Genomic DNA, 19140 nt, shown 5'->3' with positions numbered 1-19140 from the left:
GCCATGGACCGCACCCAGAAAGCCGCTCTCCTCAGCGCTGCGATCGGCTTCGCCGTCACGGCCCTCAAGTTCTACGCCGCCTGGATCACCGGAAGCCTCGCGCTGTATTCCGACGCGCTGGAGAGCATCATCAACGTCGTCGCGGCGATCGGTGCCTTCGTGGCCCTGCGGGTGGCGGCGCGTCCCGCCGACGAGGACCATCCCTACGGCCACCACAAGGCCGAGTTCTTCTCCGCGGTGATCGAAGGCGCGCTGATCGTCGTCGCGGCGCTGATGATCCTGCGGGATGCGTATGTCGGCCTGCTCGCCCCCAAGCCCCTGGACGCGCCGGTCCTGGGCCTCACCATCAACTTCTTCGCGAGCGTCATCAACGCGGTCTGGGCCTTCGCGCTGATGCGGTGGGGCAAGACGTGGCGGTCGCCGGCCCTGATCGCCGACGCCCGGCACGTCTTCGCGGACGTGATCACCTCCTGCGGCGTGCTGGTCGGCGTCGGCGCCGTGCTGGCGACCGGCTACCCGGTTCTCGACCCTGCCGTGGCCGGATTGGTGGCGCTGCACATCCTCTGGTCGGGGTTCCGGATGGTCCGGGAATCCGTGGACGGCCTGATGGATCGCGCCGCCTCGCCGGAACTGATCGGCGAGATCCGCGCGCTGATCTCACGACACGGCGCGGGCGCCCTCGAAGCGCACGACGTGCGCACGCGCTCGGCCGGTCAGGCGACCTTCATCGATTTCCATCTGGTCGTCCCGGGGACCATGACGGTGGAGGATTCGCACGCCATCTGCGACCGTCTGGAAACCGCCCTCGAATCGACGATCTCGGGCGCCGTCGTGACGATCCATGTCGAGCCCGGGGCGGAGGCCAAGGCCCACGGATTGCCGGTTCTGTAGGCCGCCGCAGCCGGAAGCCGCGGCGGCGGGGCGGCGGTCAGCTCCAGGCATGCAGGGGCGGGTTTACGCCGTTCAGCGCGTGGTTGCCGATGATCGCGTATTTCCAGCGTAACGGATCGTGAAGTGTGTGCGTGCGGGCGTTGCGCCAGTGCCGGTCGAGATTCTCGGCCGCCAGCGTCGAGCGGGTGCCCGACAGTTCGAACAGCTTGTTGGACGCCGCCAGAGCGACCTCGGTGGTCAGGACCTTCGCCTCGGCCACGGCGAGCTGCGCCGCCGCGACGCTCTCGGCCGTGGGATGCGCCACCGCCGCGTCGAGGGCCAGACCGGCCCGGTCCAGCAGCGCCTCGGCGGCGTGCTGGCGGATCGTCAGGTCGCCGATCGCCTGGATCGTGTAGGGATCGTCCGCGGCGCGATCCTGCCCGCTGTCGATCCAGGGCCGGGCCTTCTCGCGCACGAAGCGCACCGTGTCGTCCAGAGCCTCCCGGCCGATCCCGGCATCGATCGCGGCCTGGATGATCTGGAATACGGCCCCGTCCGCGGTCGGAGCCTCGTAGCCCTTCCAGGCGGGGACGAGATGCGTCTTCGGCACCCGCACATCCTCGATCAGCACGGTGCCGCTGGCCGTGCCGCGCTGGCCGAAGCTCGACCAATCATCGATCACCGTCAGACCGGGCGCATCCCGCTCCGCGATGGCGTACCAAGCGCGCCCCTCGGCATCGAGGGCCACGATCGGCACGAGGTGGGCCAGCAGCGCCCCCGTGGCGTAGAATTTCTGGCCGCGCACGATCACGGCGTCGCCGGCATCGGTGAAGCGGGTGTCGAACTCGGCTGCCCGCTTGGTGCCCCGCTCCGAGAAGGCGTTGCCGAACCGCGTGCCGCGGAGCACCTCACCGAACAGGAACTGCCTCTGCGCCGCGTCCGAAACCGTCCGTATCGCCGCCACGATACCGAGGTGGTTCTGCGCGATCTGCGCGATGGCAGGGTCGGCCGCCGCGAGGATCGCGATCACCTGCGCCAGGGTGCGGTACGAGACCTCGGGACCACCCTGGGCCCGCGGCACGTTGATCGACCACAGACCGCTCTGTGAGAACGCGTCGAGTTCCGCCAGCGGGCGCGCGGAGGCGCGGTCGCGCTCCGAGGCGCCGGTACGAAACGCGGCCGCGAGCCGTTGGGCCACGGCGAGCGCCTCGTCATCGTCCTGGATGACGTGCGCGGGGGAGGGTGGGCGCGCGGGTCCGGGGACACCCTGGCGGCGCTCCGGTTCAAGCGTGCGCGCATCGACGGCGATGTTCATGGCTCAACCCCAGCAGGACAGGATCTACGGCCCGACGGCGGCGCTCAGGCCGCCTCGGCCCGGCTCTGGCGGCCGGCTTCCAGAGCGCGGACGCGGGGGATCACGTGTTCGCCGAAATACGCCACGTCCTCCTGGAAATGCAGGAAGGCCAGCAGCGCGAGGTCGGCGCCCGCGTCCTTGAGGGCGAGGATCCGCTCGGCGATCTGGTCGGGCGTCCCGATCAGGTTGGTCTTGAACCCGTCATTGTACTGGACGAGATCCTCGAAGCTGGATTTCGCCCAGTTGCCCTCGCCCTCCGGCGAAGCCTTGCCGGCATTCTTCACCTCGTGGCCGAAGGCCTTCACGGCCTCCGGATCGGCGTGGTCGATGATTTCCTGGAGGACGGCACGGGCTTCCTCCTCGGTGTCCCGGGCGATCACGAAGGCATTCACCCCGATCCGCGGCCGGTTGCCGGTCTCGGCCGCCTTGGCCCGGATGTCATCCACCTGAAGGCGGATGTTCTCCGGCGTATTGCCGTTGGTGAAGTACCAGTCGGACACGCGCGCGGCCATGTCGCGCGCCGCGCGCGACGAGCCGCCCTGGAAGATCTCCGGCAGGGGCTCCGCGGGTTTCGGCTTCAGGCTGTAGTCACGGTAGCGGTAGAAGTCGCCCCGGAACGTGAAGCTGTCCTGGGTCCAGATCCCCCGCAGGCTGCGGATGAACTCCTCCGACCGGCGGTAACGCTCGTCATGGTCGAGCCACGGTTCGCCGATGGCGCGGAACTCGCCCGAGAACCATCCCGAGACGATGTTGACCGCGATGCGGCCCTCCGTGAGCTGCGAGATCGTCGCGATCTGCTTGGCGGCCAGGGTCGGGTTCCACGGCCCCGGAAGGAGCGCCGCGATGACCTTCAGCCGCGTGGTCGCCGCCAGCAGCGCGTGACTGAACGCCACCGATTCGTGCTGGTACTCCGCGCCGTAGCCGGCGGTGAAGCGGATCTGCGTCAGGCCGTAGTCGAACCCCGCCGCCTCGGCGATCTGCGCCAGGCGCCGGTTGTACTCGGCGTCCCATCTCGTCCGCTGCGGGATCTTGCTGATCACGAGGCCGCCCGACACGTTGGGGACCCAGTAGGCGAAGCGGATCGGCTCAGGCCGTGCTGCGGGGGGATGGGGGCTGGTCATCTGGCGCTACCTCGCATGTCCGACGCTGGCGCGCCGTGTCTTCTGCGGGAGATCGCCCTGAACTGAATACAACATGCAGAACCTGGGCGATCACTGAAGAACACCGAAAGTATTTCGGCGTGATCGCGTCGGGTCAAAGGAACGCGCTGCTGTTTTTCAGGCCTAATCGACGGCGCTGTCCTTCGCGGCGGCGTCTTCGCTGCTCGTTTGTTCTATGTCGCCCGCGCAGGCTCCGAATCGTGCAGGCGCCGCCACGCGAAGACCGAGAAGACGCCGATCAGGCACGCGGCGAGGCCGAACCACGTGAACGCGTATTGCAGATGGTTGTTGGGGAGGTCGACCCGCAGCTGGCCGCCCCGCGGCCACGTGGTCTGGCCCGGAACGGCATCGGCCTCGATCAGGTAGGGAGCCGCATCCTTGAGGCCCCGTGCGGCCGCGATGCCGGGGATGTCACGATTGAACCATTCGCCGCGGGCTGGATCCGGCTCCGGCACGAACAGGCCCCTGACTTCGCTGGCGCGGAGAATGCCGGTGACGGTGGTCTCGCCCTCGATCAGGCCGTCCCGGCGATCGCCCTGTGCCTTCAGCTCGGTCGGGACGAAGCCGCGGTTGATCAGCACCGTGCCGCCTTCCGGGCGGACGAGCGGGGTGAGGACATAGTAACCCTGGAGCGCGCGGCCCGGCGTCTCGCCCGGAGCGAGCCCGTGGACCAGGGTCTCGCGGTCGTTGAGGAAGCGCCCGGTGACGCGGACATGGCGGAACTCGTCCCGGGCCGGGTCCCAGGCGTCGGGCGCCGGGGGTGCCACCGGCTCGGCGCGGCTCTGACGCAGGATCCGGGCGATCAGATCCTCCTTCCAGGCCCGGCGCTCGAGCTGCCACGTTCCGAGGCTGAGGAGGATGGTGAGCGCGACGAGCGAGGCGAGGCCCGGCGCGATCAGGTCGCGCCACGCTTGCCGCGATGTTGCCGACAAGGTCACCGCTCGAAGCGTCCTTCCTCGGCCTTGTTGCTGTACTGGAGCGCGATGAGCATGCCTTTGAGCGGGCGAACCAGGATCAGGCTGAGTCCGATCGAGAGGGTCGCCGCCACAACGGCGTGAACCCAGATCGGCGGCTCGTAGGTGATCTCCATCCAGAGGGCGAGCCCGACCACGATCAGGCCGACGATGGACATCACGAAGAAGGCCGGCCCGTCGGCCGAATCGAAGCTGGCGTAGTCCAGGCCGCAGACCTCGCAGGAGGGCCGGAGGGTCAGGTACCCCTTGAACAGGTGGCCCTCACCGCAGCGCGGGCATCGACCGCGCAGGCCCGTTGGGACCGGAGGCGGGCTCGTGTAGGTGCGTTGGTCCACGGGCGAACTCCAGACCGATCCGGGATACCGCGCACGGGCGGCGCCCGACGCGTCCTATCGATATGGGGATTTGGTCGGGTCGGCACGAAAAAGGGCGGCCGGAGCCGCCCTTCGCACAGCCGCCATGCGCTGGCGGGATGGATCGGCCTCAGTGGGCGCCGCCGCCGTGGAAGACGCCCGAGCCCCACACGTAGATGGCGGCGAACAGGAACAGCCACACGACATCGACGAAGTGCCAGTACCAGGCGGCGAACTCGAAGCCGAGGTGCTGGCGCGGCGTGAACTGGCCGGCATAGGCCCGGAACAGGCAGACCGCGAGGAAGATCGTGCCGATGATCACGTGGGCGCCGTGGAAGCCCGTCGCCATGAAGAAGGTCGACGAGTAGATGCTGCCCGAGAAGCCGAACTCGGCGTGGCTGTACTCGTAGGCTTGGCAGGCGGTGAACAGCACGCCGAGGATGATGGTCAGCCACAGGCCGTACTTCAGGCCCTTGCGGTCGCCCTCCAGCAGCGCGTGGTGCGCCCAGGTCACCGTGGTGCCCGAGGTCAGCAGGATCAGGGTGTTCAGAAGGGGCAGGTGCCAGGGATCGAACGCCTCGATGCCCTTGGGCGGCCAGACGCCGCCGGTGAACTCCACGCGCGAGACCTGGATCGGGTCGGCGGTGTAGAGGGCGGCCTCGAAGTAGGCCCAGAACCACGCGACGAAGAACATCACCTCGGAGGCGATGAACATCATCATGCCGTAGCGGTGATGGAGCTGGACGACCCGGGTGTGGTCGCCGGAATTGGCCTCGTGCGCCACGTCCTTCCACCACGAGAACATGGTGTAGAGGACGCCGATCGTGCCGGCGCCGAAGATATAGGGGCCCGGGGACAGTGTGCCGATCTGGAGGCTCTTCATCCAGAAGACGGCGCCGAACGCCATCAGGAAGCCCGAGAAGGCGCCGATCAGCGGCCATGGACTCGGGTTCAGGATGTGAAAGTCGTGATTCTTGGCGTGCGCCTCGGCCATCGTCCCGTCGCTCCTCACCCTCGCGCCCTGCGCCGTTCCCGGCTTACGGCCTTACGCTGCTTGCTGTTGGCCGGGCGCGGCACGGACCACGCCCAAGCTTGTCGGCACCTTTAGTCGCTGCGGCCCCGTGTTGTCACGGTCCCGCGATCACAAATCGCCCTTCGTGCCCGAAGACGCCGAATTCGCCACAGGTCCCGTCACCGGCTGGCCGTTCTTGGCGGCGAAGTAGGTGTAGGACAGGGTCATCTCCGAGAGATGCGCAGTGTTCGAATCGTCCCGGACCGCCGGATCGACATAGAACACCACGGGCACGTCCAGAGTCTCGCCGGGCTGCAGCGTCTGCTCGTTGAAGCAGAAGCAGGCGATCTTGACGAAGTAACCGCCCATGAGGCCGGGCTGGACGTTGAAGGTCGCTACGCCCGTCGACGGCTTCGTGCCGGTGTTCTGCACCCGGAAGAACACGGTCTTGGTCTCACCGAGCTTCGCTTCGACGCGGTTCGCCTCCGGCGCGAACTTCCAAGACAGGCCCGGAGCGACGTTCGTGTCGAAATGAACGACCATGCTGTCGTCGCTGCGCGCCGCGGACGCCGCGAGGGCGGGGCCCTGGCGGGGGGTCCCGTCGTAGCCGGTCGCCTTGCAGAACGCGTCGTAGAGCGGGACCGACGCGAAGGCGAGCCCGACCATGCCGACGGCGAGGCCCCCGCAGGCGAAGGCGGTCCGCATGGCGCCGCGTCCGAGGTCGGCACGGGGAGCGGTCATCGCGGTCTCCTCATAACGGCCGGCTGAGGATCTGCGGCCCGAGCTTGACGATCGTCAGCACGAAGAACAGCAGGACCCAGGCGCCGAGCGCCAGCGCGATGGCGATCGACCGCTTGCGGCGGCGCGCCTCTTCCGCGGGCGTGAGCGGACGGTACTGGACCTCGTTATCCGCCATCGCGTCAGCCCATGACCGGACGGAACAGGCCGAAACTCTGCTCCGCCAGCAGCGCCGAGAACAGCGCGAACAGGTAGAGGATCGAGAAGCCGAACATCCCCATGGCGGCCTTCTTCTCGGCCTCGCCTTCGCGGTTCCGGAGGACGCGGATGCTGAAGGCGACCATGCCGAGGCCACCGACGACGCCGATCACCGCGTAGATCAGGCCGCCGAAACCGAGCGCCACGGGCACGAGCCCGAGCGGCGCGAGGAGCAGCGAGTACCATACGATCTGGCGGCGGGTAGAGGACGGCCCGGCGACGTTTGGCATCATCGGGATACCGGCTCGGGCGTACTCGTCGGCCTTGATCAGGGCGAGCGCCCAGAAATGTGGCGGCGTCCAGATGAAGATGATCGCGAACAGAATCAGCGACTCGACGCCGATCGATCCGGTCACGACGGCCTGACCGATGACCGGCGGCAGGGCCCCGGCGGCGCCGCCGATGACGATGTTCTGCGCGGTCGCCCGCTTCAGCCACATCGAGTAGACCACCGCGTAGAACACGATGGTGAAGGCGAGGAGCGCGGCAGCCAGGAGGTTGGCGGCGAGCCCCAGCACCACCACCGAGGCGACGGAGAGGAACAGCCCGAAACCCAGCGCCTCCTCGGAGGTGATCCGGCCCGACGGGATCGGCCGGGTCGCGGTCCGGCTCATGACCGCGTCGATGTCGGCGTCCCACCACATGTTGAGGCAGCCGGACGCTCCGGCACCGACCGCGATGGCGAGGAGCGAGATCGCGCCGATCGCCGGCTGGACGTGGCCCTGCGAGACCACCATCCCGACCAGCGCCGTGAAGATCACGAGGACCATCACCCGCGGCTTCAGCAGGGCGAAGTAGTCCGGAACGTCTCCGCCTGCCGCCGTGAGGGCCGGGGCCGGACCGTCCCGGCCGATGCTGTTCGTCAGGCTCGTCATCGCGTCTGCTGCTGCTGTGTCGGCGCCCGGCCACGCGCGTCACGGCCGGGTCGAGTCTCGAATTCGAAATGTTCCAAGAGACGGCGTGAGCGGGGCCCAGGATCTACCCGGGCCCGTGCGGATCGCCCTCAACGCTCGCCCTTGCCGGGAGGCCAACACCTGGCCTCCGGGGAAGGGCGAGGGCCGCCGATGCGGCCCTCGCGGGGTTTGTATCAGTGCACGCCCGGCTCGTCGACGATGCGGGGCAGCGTCTCGAACTGGTGGAAGGGCGGCGGGGAGGGAAGCGTCCACTCGAGGGTGGTGGCGCCTTCGCCCCACGGGTTGTCGGCGGCCCGCTCCTTGGAGCGGAAGGCCAGGACCACGCCGATCACGAACACGAACATGCCGAGGCCGAAGATGTGGCCGCCATAGGTCGAGACCTTGTGCCACTGGGCGAAGGCGTCCGGGTAGTCGGCGTAGCGGCGCGGCATGCCGGCGAGCCCGAGGAAGTGCATCGGGAAGAACAGGACGTTCGCGCCGATGAAGGCCAGCCAGAAGTGCAGCTTGCCGGCCCATTCCGGGATGATGTGACCGGTCATCTTCGGGAACCAGTAGTAGACACCGGCGAAGATGATGAACACGGCACCCAGGGACAGGACGTAGTGGAAGTGCGCAACCACGTAGTAGGTGTCGTGCAGGTACTTATCGACCGCCGAGTTGGCGAGGACGACGCCGGTGACGCCACCGACGGTGAACAGGAAGATGAAGCCCACCGCCCAGTGCATCGCGGCGGTGAAGCGGATCGAGCCGCCCCACATCGTGGCGATCCACGAGAAGATCTTCACGCCGGTCGGGACCGCGATCACCATGGTGGCGAACACGAAGTAGGACTGCGTCTGGAGCGACAGGCCGACCGTGTACATGTGGTGGGCCCACACGACGAAGCCGACCACGCCGATCGCCACCATGGCGTAGGCCATCGCGAGGTAGCCGAAGACCGGCTTGCGCGAGAACGTGGCGATGATGTGCGACACGATGCCGAAGGCCGGCAGGATCATGATGTACACTTCGGGGTGACCGAAGAACCAGAACAGGTGCTGGTACAGGATCGGGTCACCGCCGCCGGCCGGGTCGAAGAAGGTGGTGCCGAAATTGCGGTCGGTCAGCAGCATCGTGATGGCGCCCGCGAGCACCGGCAGCGACAGGAGCAGCAGGAACGCGGTCACAAGCTCGGCCCAGGCGAAGAGCGGCATCTTGTGCAGCGTCATGCCGGGGGCGCGCATGTTCAGGATGGTGGTGATGAAGTTGATGGCGCCGAGGATCGAGCCCGCGCCCGAGAGGTGCAGGGCGAAGATCGCGAAGTCGACGGCCGGGCCGGGATGGCCGGCGGTCGAGAGCGGCGGGTAGACGGTCCAGCCGGTGCCGGCGCCGGACGCGCCGGGGGCGCCTTCGACGAACAGCGAGCACAGCAGGGAGCAGAAGCCCGCCACCGTCAGCCAGAACGAGATGTTGTTCATGCGCGGGAACGCCATGTCGGGCGCGCCGATCATGAGGGGCACGAACCAGTTGCCGAAGCCGCCGATCAGCGCCGGCATCACCATGAAGAACACCATGATGAGGCCGTGGCCCGTGACGAACACGTTGTAGGTCGCGGGGTTCGAGAAGTACTGCAGGCCCGGCTGCTCCATCTCCATCCGGATACCGAAGGAGAGGAAGGCGCCGATCATGCCGGCGCAGAAGGCGAAGAGCAGATAGAGGGTGCCGATGTCCTTGTGGTTCGTCGACAGGAACCAGCGGGCGAAGAACGACGGCTTGTGGTCGTGGACCTCGTGGGCCTCGGCATGGGCTGCGGCTGTAGCCATGGATTCGGGTGCCTTGTGAGTCGGATGGGTTCTGTTCGGTCAGCCGGGGCTCAGCGCGCCTCGGCGAAGCTCGTGCCGTTGTCGATGCGGGCGTACTTGGTCTTCGCCTCCTTCAGCCAGTCGGCGTAGGCCTGCTCGCTCACGACGCGGACCACGATCGGCATGTAGGCGTGGCGCTGGCCGCACAGCTCGGAGCACTGGCCGTGGAAGGTGCCTTCCTTGTCGGCCTTGAACCACATCTGGTTCAGGCGGCCGGGCACGGCGTCGATCTTGAAGCCGAAGGCCGGCATGGCCCAGGAATGCAGCACGTCGGCGGCGGTGACCTGGATCTTCACGATCTTGCCGACCGGGACGACCATCTCGTTGTCGGTCTGGAGCAGGCGGGGCTGCTTGTCCTCGTCGATGTTGGCATCGAAGGTGAAGCCGCCGCCCGCCTCGGTCTGCGGGTACTCGTAGGACCAGTACCACGCGTGGCCGATGACCTTGACGATCATGTCGGCCTTCGGGTCCGAGAGCTGCGTGCGCAGCAGGCGGAAGGACGGGATCGCCACCGCGACGAGGATCAGCACCGGCACGATCGTCCAGGCGACCTCGATGGCGGTGTTGTGGGTGGTGCGCGAGGGGGTGGGGTTCCGCTTCTCGCCGAAGCGGAAGATGCACCACAGGATCAGGCCCAGCACGAAGACCGAGATCGCCAGCGACAGCCAGTGCAGGCCGACCTCGAAGCTGAGGATGTCGCGCGCGTTCTCGGTGACCGGGATCTGCCGGCTCATCTCCCATGGCACCGGCTGGCCGAAACCCGCGGCCTGCGCGCCTGTTAACGGAAAGAGCGAGGCGCCGAGAGCGGCGAGGCTCCAGAGTGACCGGTTGATCGTCCGCACCGTCCGCATCTGCCTCTCGTGGCTCCCCAAAACTGTCTGGCGGCTGCCGGACCGTCCCGTCTTGATCGCGTGCGGGATCGTACCGACGTGACGGAGTACCGGTTGTGTCACCCGGCATTATCCGACCGGCGCTTCAGACCACAAGGGCCGTCGAGGTGCAACCGCACAAGCGTCGCATGAGGCGCTTTCCCGACAGTTCCCCGCGCCTCGTGGCGTGTTCGCACCGCGAGGGTTCGGTAATTTTCGACCCGATTGCCCGACGGACCTGGCGGCGGATAGGAGTTCTTCCGCACATTGGAGCGCTGAATGCCGACCGCCCCGGAGAGCCCATCCCAGGACCTGCCCCCTGCCTCGGTGCGGGTGCCCATGCAGGTCGTAGCCTATACGGGATCCGAGCCGCGGCTGGATGCGCGAGCCCTCGCCGCGGAGGTGCCGGTCAACCTCGTGTACGGCAGCGTGCCGCATGCCGTGATGATGTGCACGCCCGCAGATCTCGAGGATTTCGCCTACGGGTTCAGCCTCACGGAGGGCATCGTCGAGGCTGCGGAGGAGATCCGCGAAACGCGGGTGGAGACCGTCGCCGACGGGCTGCGCCTCCATATCGAGCTGGCGCCCGGACGGCTTCGCGAGCACCTCGCGCGCAAGCGCGCCATCAGCGGCCGCACCGGGTGCGGCGTCTGCGGCATCGAGGACCTGAAGGAACTGCCCCGCACGGATCGGCGGATGGATTCGGAGGTGCGGGTCGCCGTCTCGGCGATCGCCCGGGCCCTGTCTGCCCTGGACGAGGCCCAGCGGCTCGGAGCCGAGACCCGGGCCGTCCACGCCGCCGCCTGGGCGCGGCTCGACGGCACACTGGTCGCCGTCCGGGAGGATGTCGGCCGTCACAACGCGCTGGATAAGCTGATCGGTGCACTGATGCGGTCCGGCGCCGACACGCGGGCCGGCTTCCTGGTGATCACCAGCCGCTGCTCCTTCGAGATGGTCGAGAAGGCGGCACGTCTGGGTGCCGCGATCGTGGTGGCGATCTCGGCGCCGACGGCTCTGGCTCTGGACCGTGCCCGCGCCCACGCCATGACGCTCTGCGCCATCGCGCGGGCCGATACCGTCACGGTCTTCGCCGGCGCGGATCGGCTGATCACCGCCGGGTAGGGCTACTGAGCGGCGCCCGGTTCCTTCTCGACGGTACCGGGGACGATGGTCGCCCCGCCGATGACCCGCACGGGCTTCTTGTCCGTGGGCGGATCCTTCCAATCCTTGGAGTCCGGCTTGGGCGCTTCGGCCACGACCTTCTCTGCGGGCTTCTCCGCGGTGGGCGCCGGGGACGTCGCCGGCTGCGCCTTCTCGATCGACGCGTCCCGCGTCTCCGGCTTGCCGCCCGTCTTGGTGTCAGCCTTCGCGTCCGTTCTTCCCGAATCGGCGGGAACGGCCTTCGGCGCGGGGACCTCGGGGCTGTTCCGGAGCGCCGGGCGCAGATCGGCCGGCCGCGCCGGCGCCGCGCGCGCGACCTTGCGCGGAGGGGCGGTCCGGCCGACGCTATCGGGATTGACGCCGTCCGGATTCGGCTCCGGCCTCAGGGCTTCACCGGCGGGCCTGCGCTGAAGCCTCAGGGCCGGCGGCTCGTCGAAGGGCGAGGGCCGCACGACCCGACGGGGCGCGGCGTCATCCTCGGTCCAGCCGAAGCCGGGCGCCGGGCGTTCCAGCCGCGCGTAGGTCTCCGGGGCGCCGACTCGCTGCCGGCCGATGATCGCGCCGCCCGTGGGATCAACGAGCAGGCGGACCGGGATGCCGGCCGGGTTGACCGCGTCGACAACGTAGACACGCCCGTCGAAGCGCGGACGGCTCAGGCCGGTGAACCCGCGGTCGGCGAGGCGCCACGCCACCACGCGCGGCGGCAGGATCTCCTCCTCGAAGGCGAATTGCGCGCTGGCATGGCCGCCGAGACCCAGAAGGGCGCCGCCTGCCACGACGGAGGCGCAGAGCGCGCGGGTCATCGTGGTGCGGAGGCGCGCGGTCGATCTGCTCGTCATCGTCACTCTTGTGCGTTCTCGGTCTGGAGACCCGGCAGAGTGTCCGGTTCCGGCATGGTCCGGGCCGGTGAACCCGGACCTCGACCATGCCGGCGAGGTCGTTGCCCCGCATGCCGCTTGTGCTCGGCCCGTCGGGTAGACCGTGAGATTCGGGCGACATTGCGGAAGATGCGGAGCCGCGCTGGCCCGCGATCGGCAGCATCCTTGACGCAGTGGACGGCAGTCACTTGCTGAAAGGATTGCGATCTGGCAATTTCGCGACTTAGGACAGCACAACTGTCCCATCGGCCGTGCATCCCGGCCGTCGCCGTCTCGCGCGCGGGCGAGAAATACGGCAGACGGACACGGGCACGCCAGCGCACCGTTCCCGGAGCGGTCCGGGTCCTCGACGAATGCAGGCCGGCGGACGCGTCCCGAGCGGGACCGACCGGACGGCCTGCGACACGAGGTCGGAGCGCGGGGCGCCGACGACCCGTGGGCATGAAACATGCTGGCGGGTTCAGCGGCGGCGGACGGTATCGAGGGAAGGACGAGACGAAGCATGTCACAGCGCAGACCCGCCGACGAGTTTGCTGCTTCCACGGTCCAGGCTGCCGCGCCCCGCGGCGGCGCGATGCCGCTCATCGTGCGCGATCCCGCTTTGCCGAAAGCGCAGGGCGCCTACGATCCGGCCCAGGAGCGCGACGCGTGCGGCGTCGGGTTCATCGCCGACATGCACGATCGCCGCACCCACGCCATCGTCGAGCAGGGTCTGAAGATCCTGGAGAATCTCGACCATCGCGGCGCCGTGGGCGCCGACCCGAAGATGGGCGACGGCTGCGGTATCCTCACGCAGATCCCGCACGGCTTCTTCGCCGAGGAATGCTCGCGCCTCGGATTCGAGCTGCCGCCGGCCGGGGACTACGCCATCGGCCAGTTCTTCATGCCGAAGGCCGAGGAGCCGCGGGCGATCATCCAGGAGATCGTCGAATCGTCCCTGGCTGCCGAGGGGCTGCCGCTCCTCGGCTGGCGCGACGTGCCGGTGGATCCCGAGGATCTCGGCGAGGCCGTGAAGGCGACCGAGCCGCATCACCGCCAGGTCTTCATCGGCCGTCCGGCGTCGGTCTCCGACCAGGACGCGTTCGAGCGCCGGGTCTACGTCGCCCGCAAGATGATCTCCAACAAGGTCTACGGGCTCGAAGACCCGCGGGTGAAGGAGTTCTATCCCGTCTCGGTCTCGACCCGGACCATCGTCTACAAGGGCATGGTGCTGGTCACGCAGCTCGGGAACTATTTCCTCGACCTGAGGGACGAGCGCTTCGTCTCGGCGATCGCCCTCGTCCACCAGCGCTTCGCCACCAACACCTTCCCGACTTGGCGCCTGTCGCACCCGTACCGGATGGTCGCCCATAACGGGGAGATCAACACGCTGCGCGGCAACGTCAACTGGATGGCGGCCCGTCAGGCGAGCGTCGATTCGGATCTCTTCGGCAACGACATCTCGAAGTTGTGGCCGATCTCCTACGAGGGGCAGTCGGACACCGCCTGCTTCGACAACGCCCTCGAGTTCCTCGTGCAGGGCGGCTACCCGCTCGCCCACGCGATGATGATGCTCATCCCGGAGGCCTGGGCCGGCAACCCGCTGATGAGCGAGGAGCGGCGCGCCTTCTACGAGTATCACGCCGCCCTGATGGAGCCGTGGGACGGCCCGGCCGCCGTGGCGTTCACCGACGGCCGCCAGATCGGCGCGACGCTGGACCGCAACGGCCTGCGCCCGGCCCGCTACATCGTCACGGACGACGGCCTCGTCGTGCTCGCCTCCGAGATGGGCACCCTGCCGATCCCGGACGAGAAGATCGTACAGTCCTGGCGCCTCCAGCCGGGCCGCATGCTGCTGATCGACCTGCAGAAGGGCCGCATCGTTTCCGACGAGGAGATCAAGGGCGAGCTCGCCGCCGCGCACCCCTACGCCGACTGGGTCAAGAACACCCAGATCGTCCTGGAGGACCTGCGCCCGGTGCAGCCGCGGGAATCGCGCGGCGATGTCGACCTGCTCGATCGCCAGCAGGCGTTCGGCTACACGCAGGAAGACCTCAAGCTGCTGATGCAGCCCATGGCCGTCACCGGCCAGGAGGCGGTCGGCTCGATGGGCACGGACACGCCGCTCTCGGCCCTCTCCGAGAAGTCGAAGCTGCTCTACACCTACTTCAAGCAGAACTTCGCGCAGGTCACGAACCCGCCGATCGACCCGATCCGCGAGGAGGCCGTGATGAGCCTCGTCTCGTTCATCGGGCCGCGGCCGAACCTGCTCGACATGGAGGGCGCGTCACGGCGCAAGCGCCTCGAGGTCCGCCAGCCGATCCTCACCAATGCCGACTTGGAGAAGATCCGCTCGATCGGTCATTTCGAGGACCGGTTCGACACCAAGACCCTCGACATGACCTACCCGGCCGAGACCGGCGCGGCGGCCATGGACGGGGCGCTCGACCGCCTCTGCGACCGCGCCGAGGCGGCGGTGCGCGGCGGCTACAACATCATCGTGCTCACCGACCGGGCGGTCGGGCCGGACCGGATCCCGATCCCGGCGCTGCTCGCCACGGCGTCCGTGCACAATTACCTGATCCGCAAGGGGCTCCGGACATCGGTCGGCCTCGTGGTCGAGTCGGGCGAGCCGCGCGAGGTGCACCACTTCGCGTGCCTCGCCGGCTACGGCGCCGAGGCGGTGAACCCCTACCTCGCCTTCGAGACGCTGCTCGCCATGAAGGACGAGTTCCCGCCGGACCTCACCGATGACGAGATCATCTACCGCTACATCAAGGCGATCGATAAGGGCCTGCTCAAGGTGATGTCCAAGATGGGCATCTCCACCTACCAGTCCTATTGCGGCGCCCAGATCTTCGACGCGGTCGGCCTGAACTCGACCTTCGTGGGCCGCGATTTCTTCGGCACGGCGACGACCATCGAGGGCGTCGGCATGGCGGAGATCGCCGAGGAGACCGCGCGCCGTCACCGCGACGCCTTCGGCGACGCGCCGGTCTACCGCAACGCGCTCGATGTCGGCGGCGAGTACGCGTACCGGCTGCGCGGCGAGACCCACACCTGGACGCCCGACACGGTGGCGACGCTGCAGCACGCGGTGCGCCTCAACGTGCCGGAGCGCTACCGGGAATATGCCGAGCTGGTGAACCGGCAGGAGCACCAGCTGAAGACGCTGCGCGGCCTGTTCCGGATCAAGTCCGCCGCCGAGCTCGGCCGCGCGCCGGTCCCGCTCGACTCGGTCGAGCCGGCCTCCGAGATCGTCAAGCGCTTCGCCACGGGCGCGATGTCGTACGGCTCCATCTCCAAGGAGGCGCACGAGACGCTCGCGATCGCGCTCAACTCGTTCGGCGGCCGGTCGAACTCGGGCGAGGGCGGCGAGGAGGTCGAGCGGTTCAAGCCGCTGCCGGACGGGCGCTCGCGCCGGTCCGCGATCAAGCAGGTCGCGTCCGGCCGCTTCGGCGTCACGACCGAGTATCTCGTCAATTCCGACATGATGCAGATCAAGGTCGCGCAGGGCGCCAAGCCCGGCGAAGGCGGCCAGCTGCCCGGCCACAAGGTCGACGCCAAGATCGCCAAGGTCCGCTACGCCACCCCGGGCGTCGGCCTGATCTCGCCGCCGCCGCATCACGACATCTACTCGATCGAGGATCTGGCCCAGCTGATCTTCGACCTGAAGAACGTGAACCCGTCGGCGGACGTCTCGGTGAAGCTCGTCTCCGAGGTCGGCGTCGGCACGGTCGCGGCCGGTGTCGCCAAGGCGCGCGCCGACCACATCACGATCTCGGGCTTCGACGGCGGCACCGGTGCGGCGCCGCTGACCTCGCTCAAGCACGCGGGCGGACCCTGGGAGACCGGGCTGGCCGAGACCCAGCAGACGCTGGTGCTCAACAACCTGCGCGGGCGCGTCGCCCTCCAGGCCGATGGCGGCATTCGCACCGGACGGGACGTGATCATCGCGGCGCTGCTCGGCGCCGACCAGATGGGCTTCTCCACGGCCCCGCTGATCGCGGCCGGCTGCATCATGATGCGCAAGTGCCACCTGAACACATGCCCGGTGGGCGTCGCCACCCAGGATCCGGTGCTGCGCAAGCGCTTCAAGGGCACGCCCGAGCACGTGGTGAACTACTTCTTCTTCGTGGCCGAGGAGGTCCGGGAGATCCTGGCGTCGCTCGGCTTCATGAAGCTGGAGGAGGCGGTCGGCCGCTCCGACGTGCTCGACAAGGTCGAGGCGATCGCCCACTGGAAGGCGCGCGGGCTCGATTTTACGAAGCTGTTCCACCGGCCGAAGGTGGCCGAGGGCACGGCGATCCGCCACGTCGATGTGCAGCACCACCCGATCGACACGGTTCTCGACCGGCGGCTGATCGAGAAGGCGCAGCACGCCATCGAGACCGGCGAGCCGGTGATCATCGCCGACACGATCCGGAACTCGGACCGGGCGGCGGGCGCCATGCTCTCCGGCGCGGTGGCGAAGGCGCACGGCCACGAGGGCCTGCCCGACGACACGATCGTGGTGAAGCTCGCCGGCACCGCTGGCCAGAGCTTCGGAGCGTGGGTGGCGGCCGGCGTCACCATCGAGCTAACGGGCCACGGCAACGACTACGTCGGCAAGGGCCTGTCGGGCGGCAAGCTGATCATCCGGCCGAGCGACGCGCTGAGGTCGCCGCAGGATCGGACCATCATGGTCGGCAACACCGTTCTGTACGGGGCGATCGCCGGCGAGTGCTACATCCGCGGCTCCGCGGGCGAACGCTTCGCGGTGCGCAACTCCGGCGCCATCACGGTGGTCGAGGGCATGGGCGACCACGGCTGCGAGTACATGACCGGCGGCGTCGTCGTGTCGATCGGCGACACCGGGCGCAACTTCGCGGCCGGCATGTCGGGCGGAATCGCCTACGTGCTCGACGAGGACGGCTCGTTCTCGGCGCGCTGCAACCTGTCGATGGTCGATTTGGAGCCGGTCGAGGAGGAGGACGACCTGATGCGCCGCTTCCACCAGGACGGCGACCTCGAGACCAAGGGGCGGGTGGACATCCTGGCCGACATGTCGGGCCACGACGAGGAGCGGCTGACGCAACTCATCAAGAACCATCTGAAATACACGGGCAGCCCGCGCGCCAAGGCGATCCTCGACGATTGGTCGGCCTATCGGACCAAGTTCGTGAAGGTGATGCCGGTGGAGTACCGCCGGGCGCTGCGCGAGATGGAGATGGCGCGGATGCCGGTCGCGGCGGAGTAGCCGGCCTTCAGGACCGGGCGGTCTGCCGCCCGGTCACGCACACGCGATACAAGACGACGCGGGCAGCGCAGTCAGAGACTGGCCGGCCCAGGGGCTGACCAATGGGCAAGATCACAGGCTTCCTCGAATTCGACCGGCAGGAGCAGAAGTACCAGCTCGCCGCCGACCGAGTCCGGCATTTCCGCGAGTTCACGCTGCCGCTCGACGAGCATGATCTCACGAAGCAGGCCGCGCGCTGCATGGATTGCGGCATCCCGTTCTGCCACGGCCCGACCGGCTGTCCGGTTCACAACCAGATCCCGGACTGGAACGACCTCGTTTTCCAATCGGATTGGGAAGAGGCTTCGCGCAACCTGCACTCGACAAACAACTTTCCGGAATTCACCGGCCGCATCTGCCCCGCGCCCTGCGAGGAAGCCTGCACGCTGAACCTGGAGAACCAGCCGGTCGCCATCAAGACGATCGAGCAGGCCATCGCCGACCGCGCCTGGAACATGGGCTGGGTCAAGCCCGAGCCGTCCGCGACGCGCACCGGCAAGCGGGTGGCGATCGTCGGCTCGGGCCCGGCCGGCATGGCGGCGGCGCAGCAGCTCGCCCGCGTGGGCCACGATGTCCACGTCTTCGAGCGCGAGCCGAAGGCCGGCGGCCTGCTCCGCTACGGCATTCCCGACTTCAAGATGGAGAAGCGCCACATCGAGCGGCGCGTGCGCCAGATGGAGGCCGAGGGCGTCGTCTTTCACTACAACCAGAACATCGGGGTGACGAAGCCCGTCGACGAGCTGAAGGCCGAGTTCGACGCCGTGATGTTCTGCGGCGGTGCCGAGGATCCCCGTAATCCGCAGCTGCCCGGTCAGGACCTGGAAGGCGTGCACTACGCCATGCCCTATCTCGTCCAGTCCAACCGGCGCGTGAACAACGAGCCGATGCGCGGCAACGGCGAATTGCCGATTCTCGCCAGCGGCAAGAACGTCGTGGTGATCGGCGGCGGCGACACGGCCTCCGACTGCGTCGGCACGGCCTTCCGGCAGGGTGCCCTGTCGGTGACGCAGCTCGACATCCGCCCGCGGCCCCCGGAGCGGGAGGACAAGCTGACGGTGTGGCCGTATTGGCCGACCAAGATGCGCACCTCCTCCAGCCAGGCCGAGGGCGCGGAGCGCGAGTTCCAGGCCGCCACTTTGCGGGTCGAAGGCAACAAGAAGGGCCACGTCACCGGCGTCGTCTGCGCCCGGGTCGATGCCAAGCGCCAGCCGATCGCAGGTTCCGAGTTCGTCCTGCCCGCCGACCTCGTCTTCATGGCGATCGGCTTCGCCGGCTCCGTGCAGAAGGGCCTCCTCGAGCAGTCCGGCATCGGCGTGAGCAAGCGCGGCAACGTCGAGGCGAACGAAGAGGATTACCGCACCTCCGACCCGAAGATCTGGGCGGCAGGCGATATGCGGCGCGGCCAGTCGCTCGTGGTCTGGGCGATCCGTGAAGGCCGACAGGCCGCGCGCGCCATCGACGAGGCGCTGATGGGCGCGACCGTCCTGCCGCGGTAGGACGG

15 protein-coding genes are annotated in these 19140 nt (G+C 68.5%); 4 read left to right on the top strand and 11 right to left on the bottom strand.

Annotation, left to right across the window (positions count from 1 at the left end; all coding sequences use genetic code 11):
* The first annotated feature begins 3 nt into the window (after window positions 1–3).
* Window positions 4–891, top strand: coding sequence for a cation diffusion facilitator family transporter (locus tag MMSR116_RS10475; RefSeq protein WP_010681839.1), 888 nt, complete (start codon window positions 4–6; stop codon window positions 889–891).
* A gap of 37 nt (window positions 892–928) precedes the next feature.
* Here the strand turns inward: MMSR116_RS10475 and MMSR116_RS10470 are convergent, their stop codons facing one another.
* The 10 genes from MMSR116_RS10470 to coxB form a co-directional block, all read right to left on the bottom strand.
* Window positions 929–2185: an SfnB family sulfur acquisition oxidoreductase gene (locus tag MMSR116_RS10470; RefSeq protein ID WP_010681840.1), complete on the bottom strand. Its 1257-nt coding sequence runs from the start codon at window positions 2183–2185 to the stop codon at window positions 929–931.
* A 44-nt stretch (window positions 2186–2229) separates the two neighbouring features.
* Window positions 2230–3345 (bottom strand): dimethylsulfone monooxygenase SfnG, encoded by a 1116-nt coding sequence (sfnG, locus tag MMSR116_RS10465; protein WP_010681841.1) that lies wholly within the window; start codon window positions 3343–3345, stop codon window positions 2230–2232.
* A gap of 212 nt (window positions 3346–3557) precedes the next feature.
* Entirely contained in the window at window positions 3558–4322 is a 765-nt protein-coding gene (locus MMSR116_RS10460; RefSeq protein WP_010681842.1) for an SURF1 family cytochrome oxidase biogenesis protein, read from the bottom strand.
* Entirely contained in the window at window positions 4319–4693 is a 375-nt protein-coding gene (locus tag MMSR116_RS10455; protein WP_010681843.1) for a DUF983 domain-containing protein, read from the bottom strand. Before MMSR116_RS10455 ends, MMSR116_RS10460 begins: the two co-directional genes overlap by 4 nt.
* Before the next feature lie 148 nt (window positions 4694–4841).
* Entirely contained in the window at window positions 4842–5705 is an 864-nt protein-coding gene (locus tag MMSR116_RS10450; RefSeq protein WP_010681844.1) for a cytochrome c oxidase subunit 3, read from the bottom strand.
* A gap of 147 nt (window positions 5706–5852) precedes the next feature.
* On the bottom strand, window positions 5853–6464 hold the full coding sequence (locus MMSR116_RS10445) for a cytochrome c oxidase assembly protein (RefSeq protein WP_010681845.1): 612 nt from the start codon (window positions 6462–6464) through the stop codon (window positions 5853–5855).
* A gap of 10 nt (window positions 6465–6474) precedes the next feature.
* Window positions 6475–6639: a hypothetical protein gene (locus tag MMSR116_RS31350; RefSeq protein ID WP_010681846.1), complete on the bottom strand. Its 165-nt coding sequence runs from the start codon at window positions 6637–6639 to the stop codon at window positions 6475–6477.
* 4 nt (window positions 6640–6643) lie between these two features.
* The gene (locus MMSR116_RS10440) at window positions 6644–7594 is read right to left on the bottom strand and encodes a heme o synthase (RefSeq protein ID WP_010681847.1); all 951 of its coding nucleotides are present in this window, start codon (window positions 7592–7594) and stop codon (window positions 6644–6646) included.
* Window positions 7595–7806: 212 nt separating this feature from the next.
* Entirely contained in the window at window positions 7807–9435 is a 1629-nt protein-coding gene (gene ctaD / locus MMSR116_RS10435) for a cytochrome c oxidase subunit I (protein WP_010681848.1), read from the bottom strand.
* Window positions 9436–9485: 50 nt separating this feature from the next.
* A complete protein-coding gene (gene coxB / locus MMSR116_RS10430) occupies window positions 9486–10325 on the bottom strand; it encodes a cytochrome c oxidase subunit II (protein ID WP_010681849.1) in 840 nt (279 codons plus the stop codon).
* A gap of 297 nt (window positions 10326–10622) precedes the next feature.
* Here coxB and fdhD point away from each other — a divergent pair, with 297 nt between their 5' ends.
* Window positions 10623–11465 (top strand): formate dehydrogenase accessory sulfurtransferase FdhD, encoded by an 843-nt coding sequence (gene fdhD, locus MMSR116_RS10425; protein ID WP_010681850.1) that lies wholly within the window; start codon window positions 10623–10625, stop codon window positions 11463–11465.
* A 2-nt stretch (window positions 11466–11467) separates the two neighbouring features.
* On the opposite strand, the gene MMSR116_RS10420 is transcribed toward fdhD, so the two are convergent.
* Complete coding sequence (locus tag MMSR116_RS10420; RefSeq protein ID WP_191991891.1) at window positions 11468–12343, bottom strand: hypothetical protein; 876 nt, start codon at window positions 12341–12343, stop codon at window positions 11468–11470.
* 541 nt (window positions 12344–12884) lie between these two features.
* Here MMSR116_RS10420 and gltB point away from each other — a divergent pair.
* Window positions 12885–17600 (top strand): glutamate synthase large subunit, encoded by a 4716-nt coding sequence (gene gltB / locus MMSR116_RS10415; protein WP_010681852.1) that lies wholly within the window; start codon window positions 12885–12887, stop codon window positions 17598–17600.
* Between the two features lie 101 nt (window positions 17601–17701).
* Entirely contained in the window at window positions 17702–19135 is a 1434-nt protein-coding gene (locus MMSR116_RS10410; RefSeq protein ID WP_010681853.1) for a glutamate synthase subunit beta, read from the top strand.
* Window positions 19136–19140: the final 5 nt, after the last annotated feature.

This window comes from Methylobacterium mesophilicum SR1.6/6, from assembly GCF_000364445.2.
GTDB classification, from domain to species: domain Bacteria; phylum Pseudomonadota; class Alphaproteobacteria; order Rhizobiales; family Beijerinckiaceae; genus Methylobacterium; species Methylobacterium mesophilicum_A.
Note: the sequence above shows the minus strand (reverse complement) of the source record. Positions and strands in the feature narration are given on the sequence as shown.

Bases quoted from the DNA above. Each gene is read 5' to 3' on its own strand.
- MMSR116_RS10475 (WP_010681839.1), top strand. From the start codon at position 4: ATGGACCGCACCCAGAAAGCCGCTCTCCTCAGCGCTGCGATCGGCTTC.
- MMSR116_RS10470 (WP_010681840.1), bottom strand. From the start codon at position 2,185: ATGAACATCGCCGTCGATGCGCGCACGCTTGAACCGGAGCGCCGCCAG.
- sfnG (WP_010681841.1), bottom strand. From the start codon at position 3,345: ATGACCAGCCCCCATCCCCCCGCAGCACGGCCTGAGCCGATCCGCTTC.
- MMSR116_RS10450 (WP_010681844.1), bottom strand. From the start codon at position 5,705: ATGGCCGAGGCGCACGCCAAGAATCACGACTTTCACATCCTGAACCCG.
- MMSR116_RS10445 (WP_010681845.1), bottom strand. From the start codon at position 6,464: ATGACCGCTCCCCGTGCCGACCTCGGACGCGGCGCCATGCGGACCGCC.
- MMSR116_RS31350 (WP_010681846.1), bottom strand. From the start codon at position 6,639: ATGGCGGATAACGAGGTCCAGTACCGTCCGCTCACGCCCGCGGAAGAG.
- MMSR116_RS10440 (WP_010681847.1), bottom strand. From the start codon at position 7,594: ATGACGAGCCTGACGAACAGCATCGGCCGGGACGGTCCGGCCCCGGCC.
- ctaD (WP_010681848.1), bottom strand. From the start codon at position 9,435: ATGGCTACAGCCGCAGCCCATGCCGAGGCCCACGAGGTCCACGACCAC.
- coxB (WP_010681849.1), bottom strand. From the start codon at position 10,325: ATGCGGACGGTGCGGACGATCAACCGGTCACTCTGGAGCCTCGCCGCT.
- fdhD (WP_010681850.1), top strand. From the start codon at position 10,623: ATGCCGACCGCCCCGGAGAGCCCATCCCAGGACCTGCCCCCTGCCTCG.
- MMSR116_RS10420 (WP_191991891.1), bottom strand. From the start codon at position 12,343: ATGACGAGCAGATCGACCGCGCGCCTCCGCACCACGATGACCCGCGCG.
- gltB (WP_010681852.1), top strand. From the start codon at position 12,885: ATGTCACAGCGCAGACCCGCCGACGAGTTTGCTGCTTCCACGGTCCAG.
- MMSR116_RS10410 (WP_010681853.1), top strand. From the start codon at position 17,702: ATGGGCAAGATCACAGGCTTCCTCGAATTCGACCGGCAGGAGCAGAAG.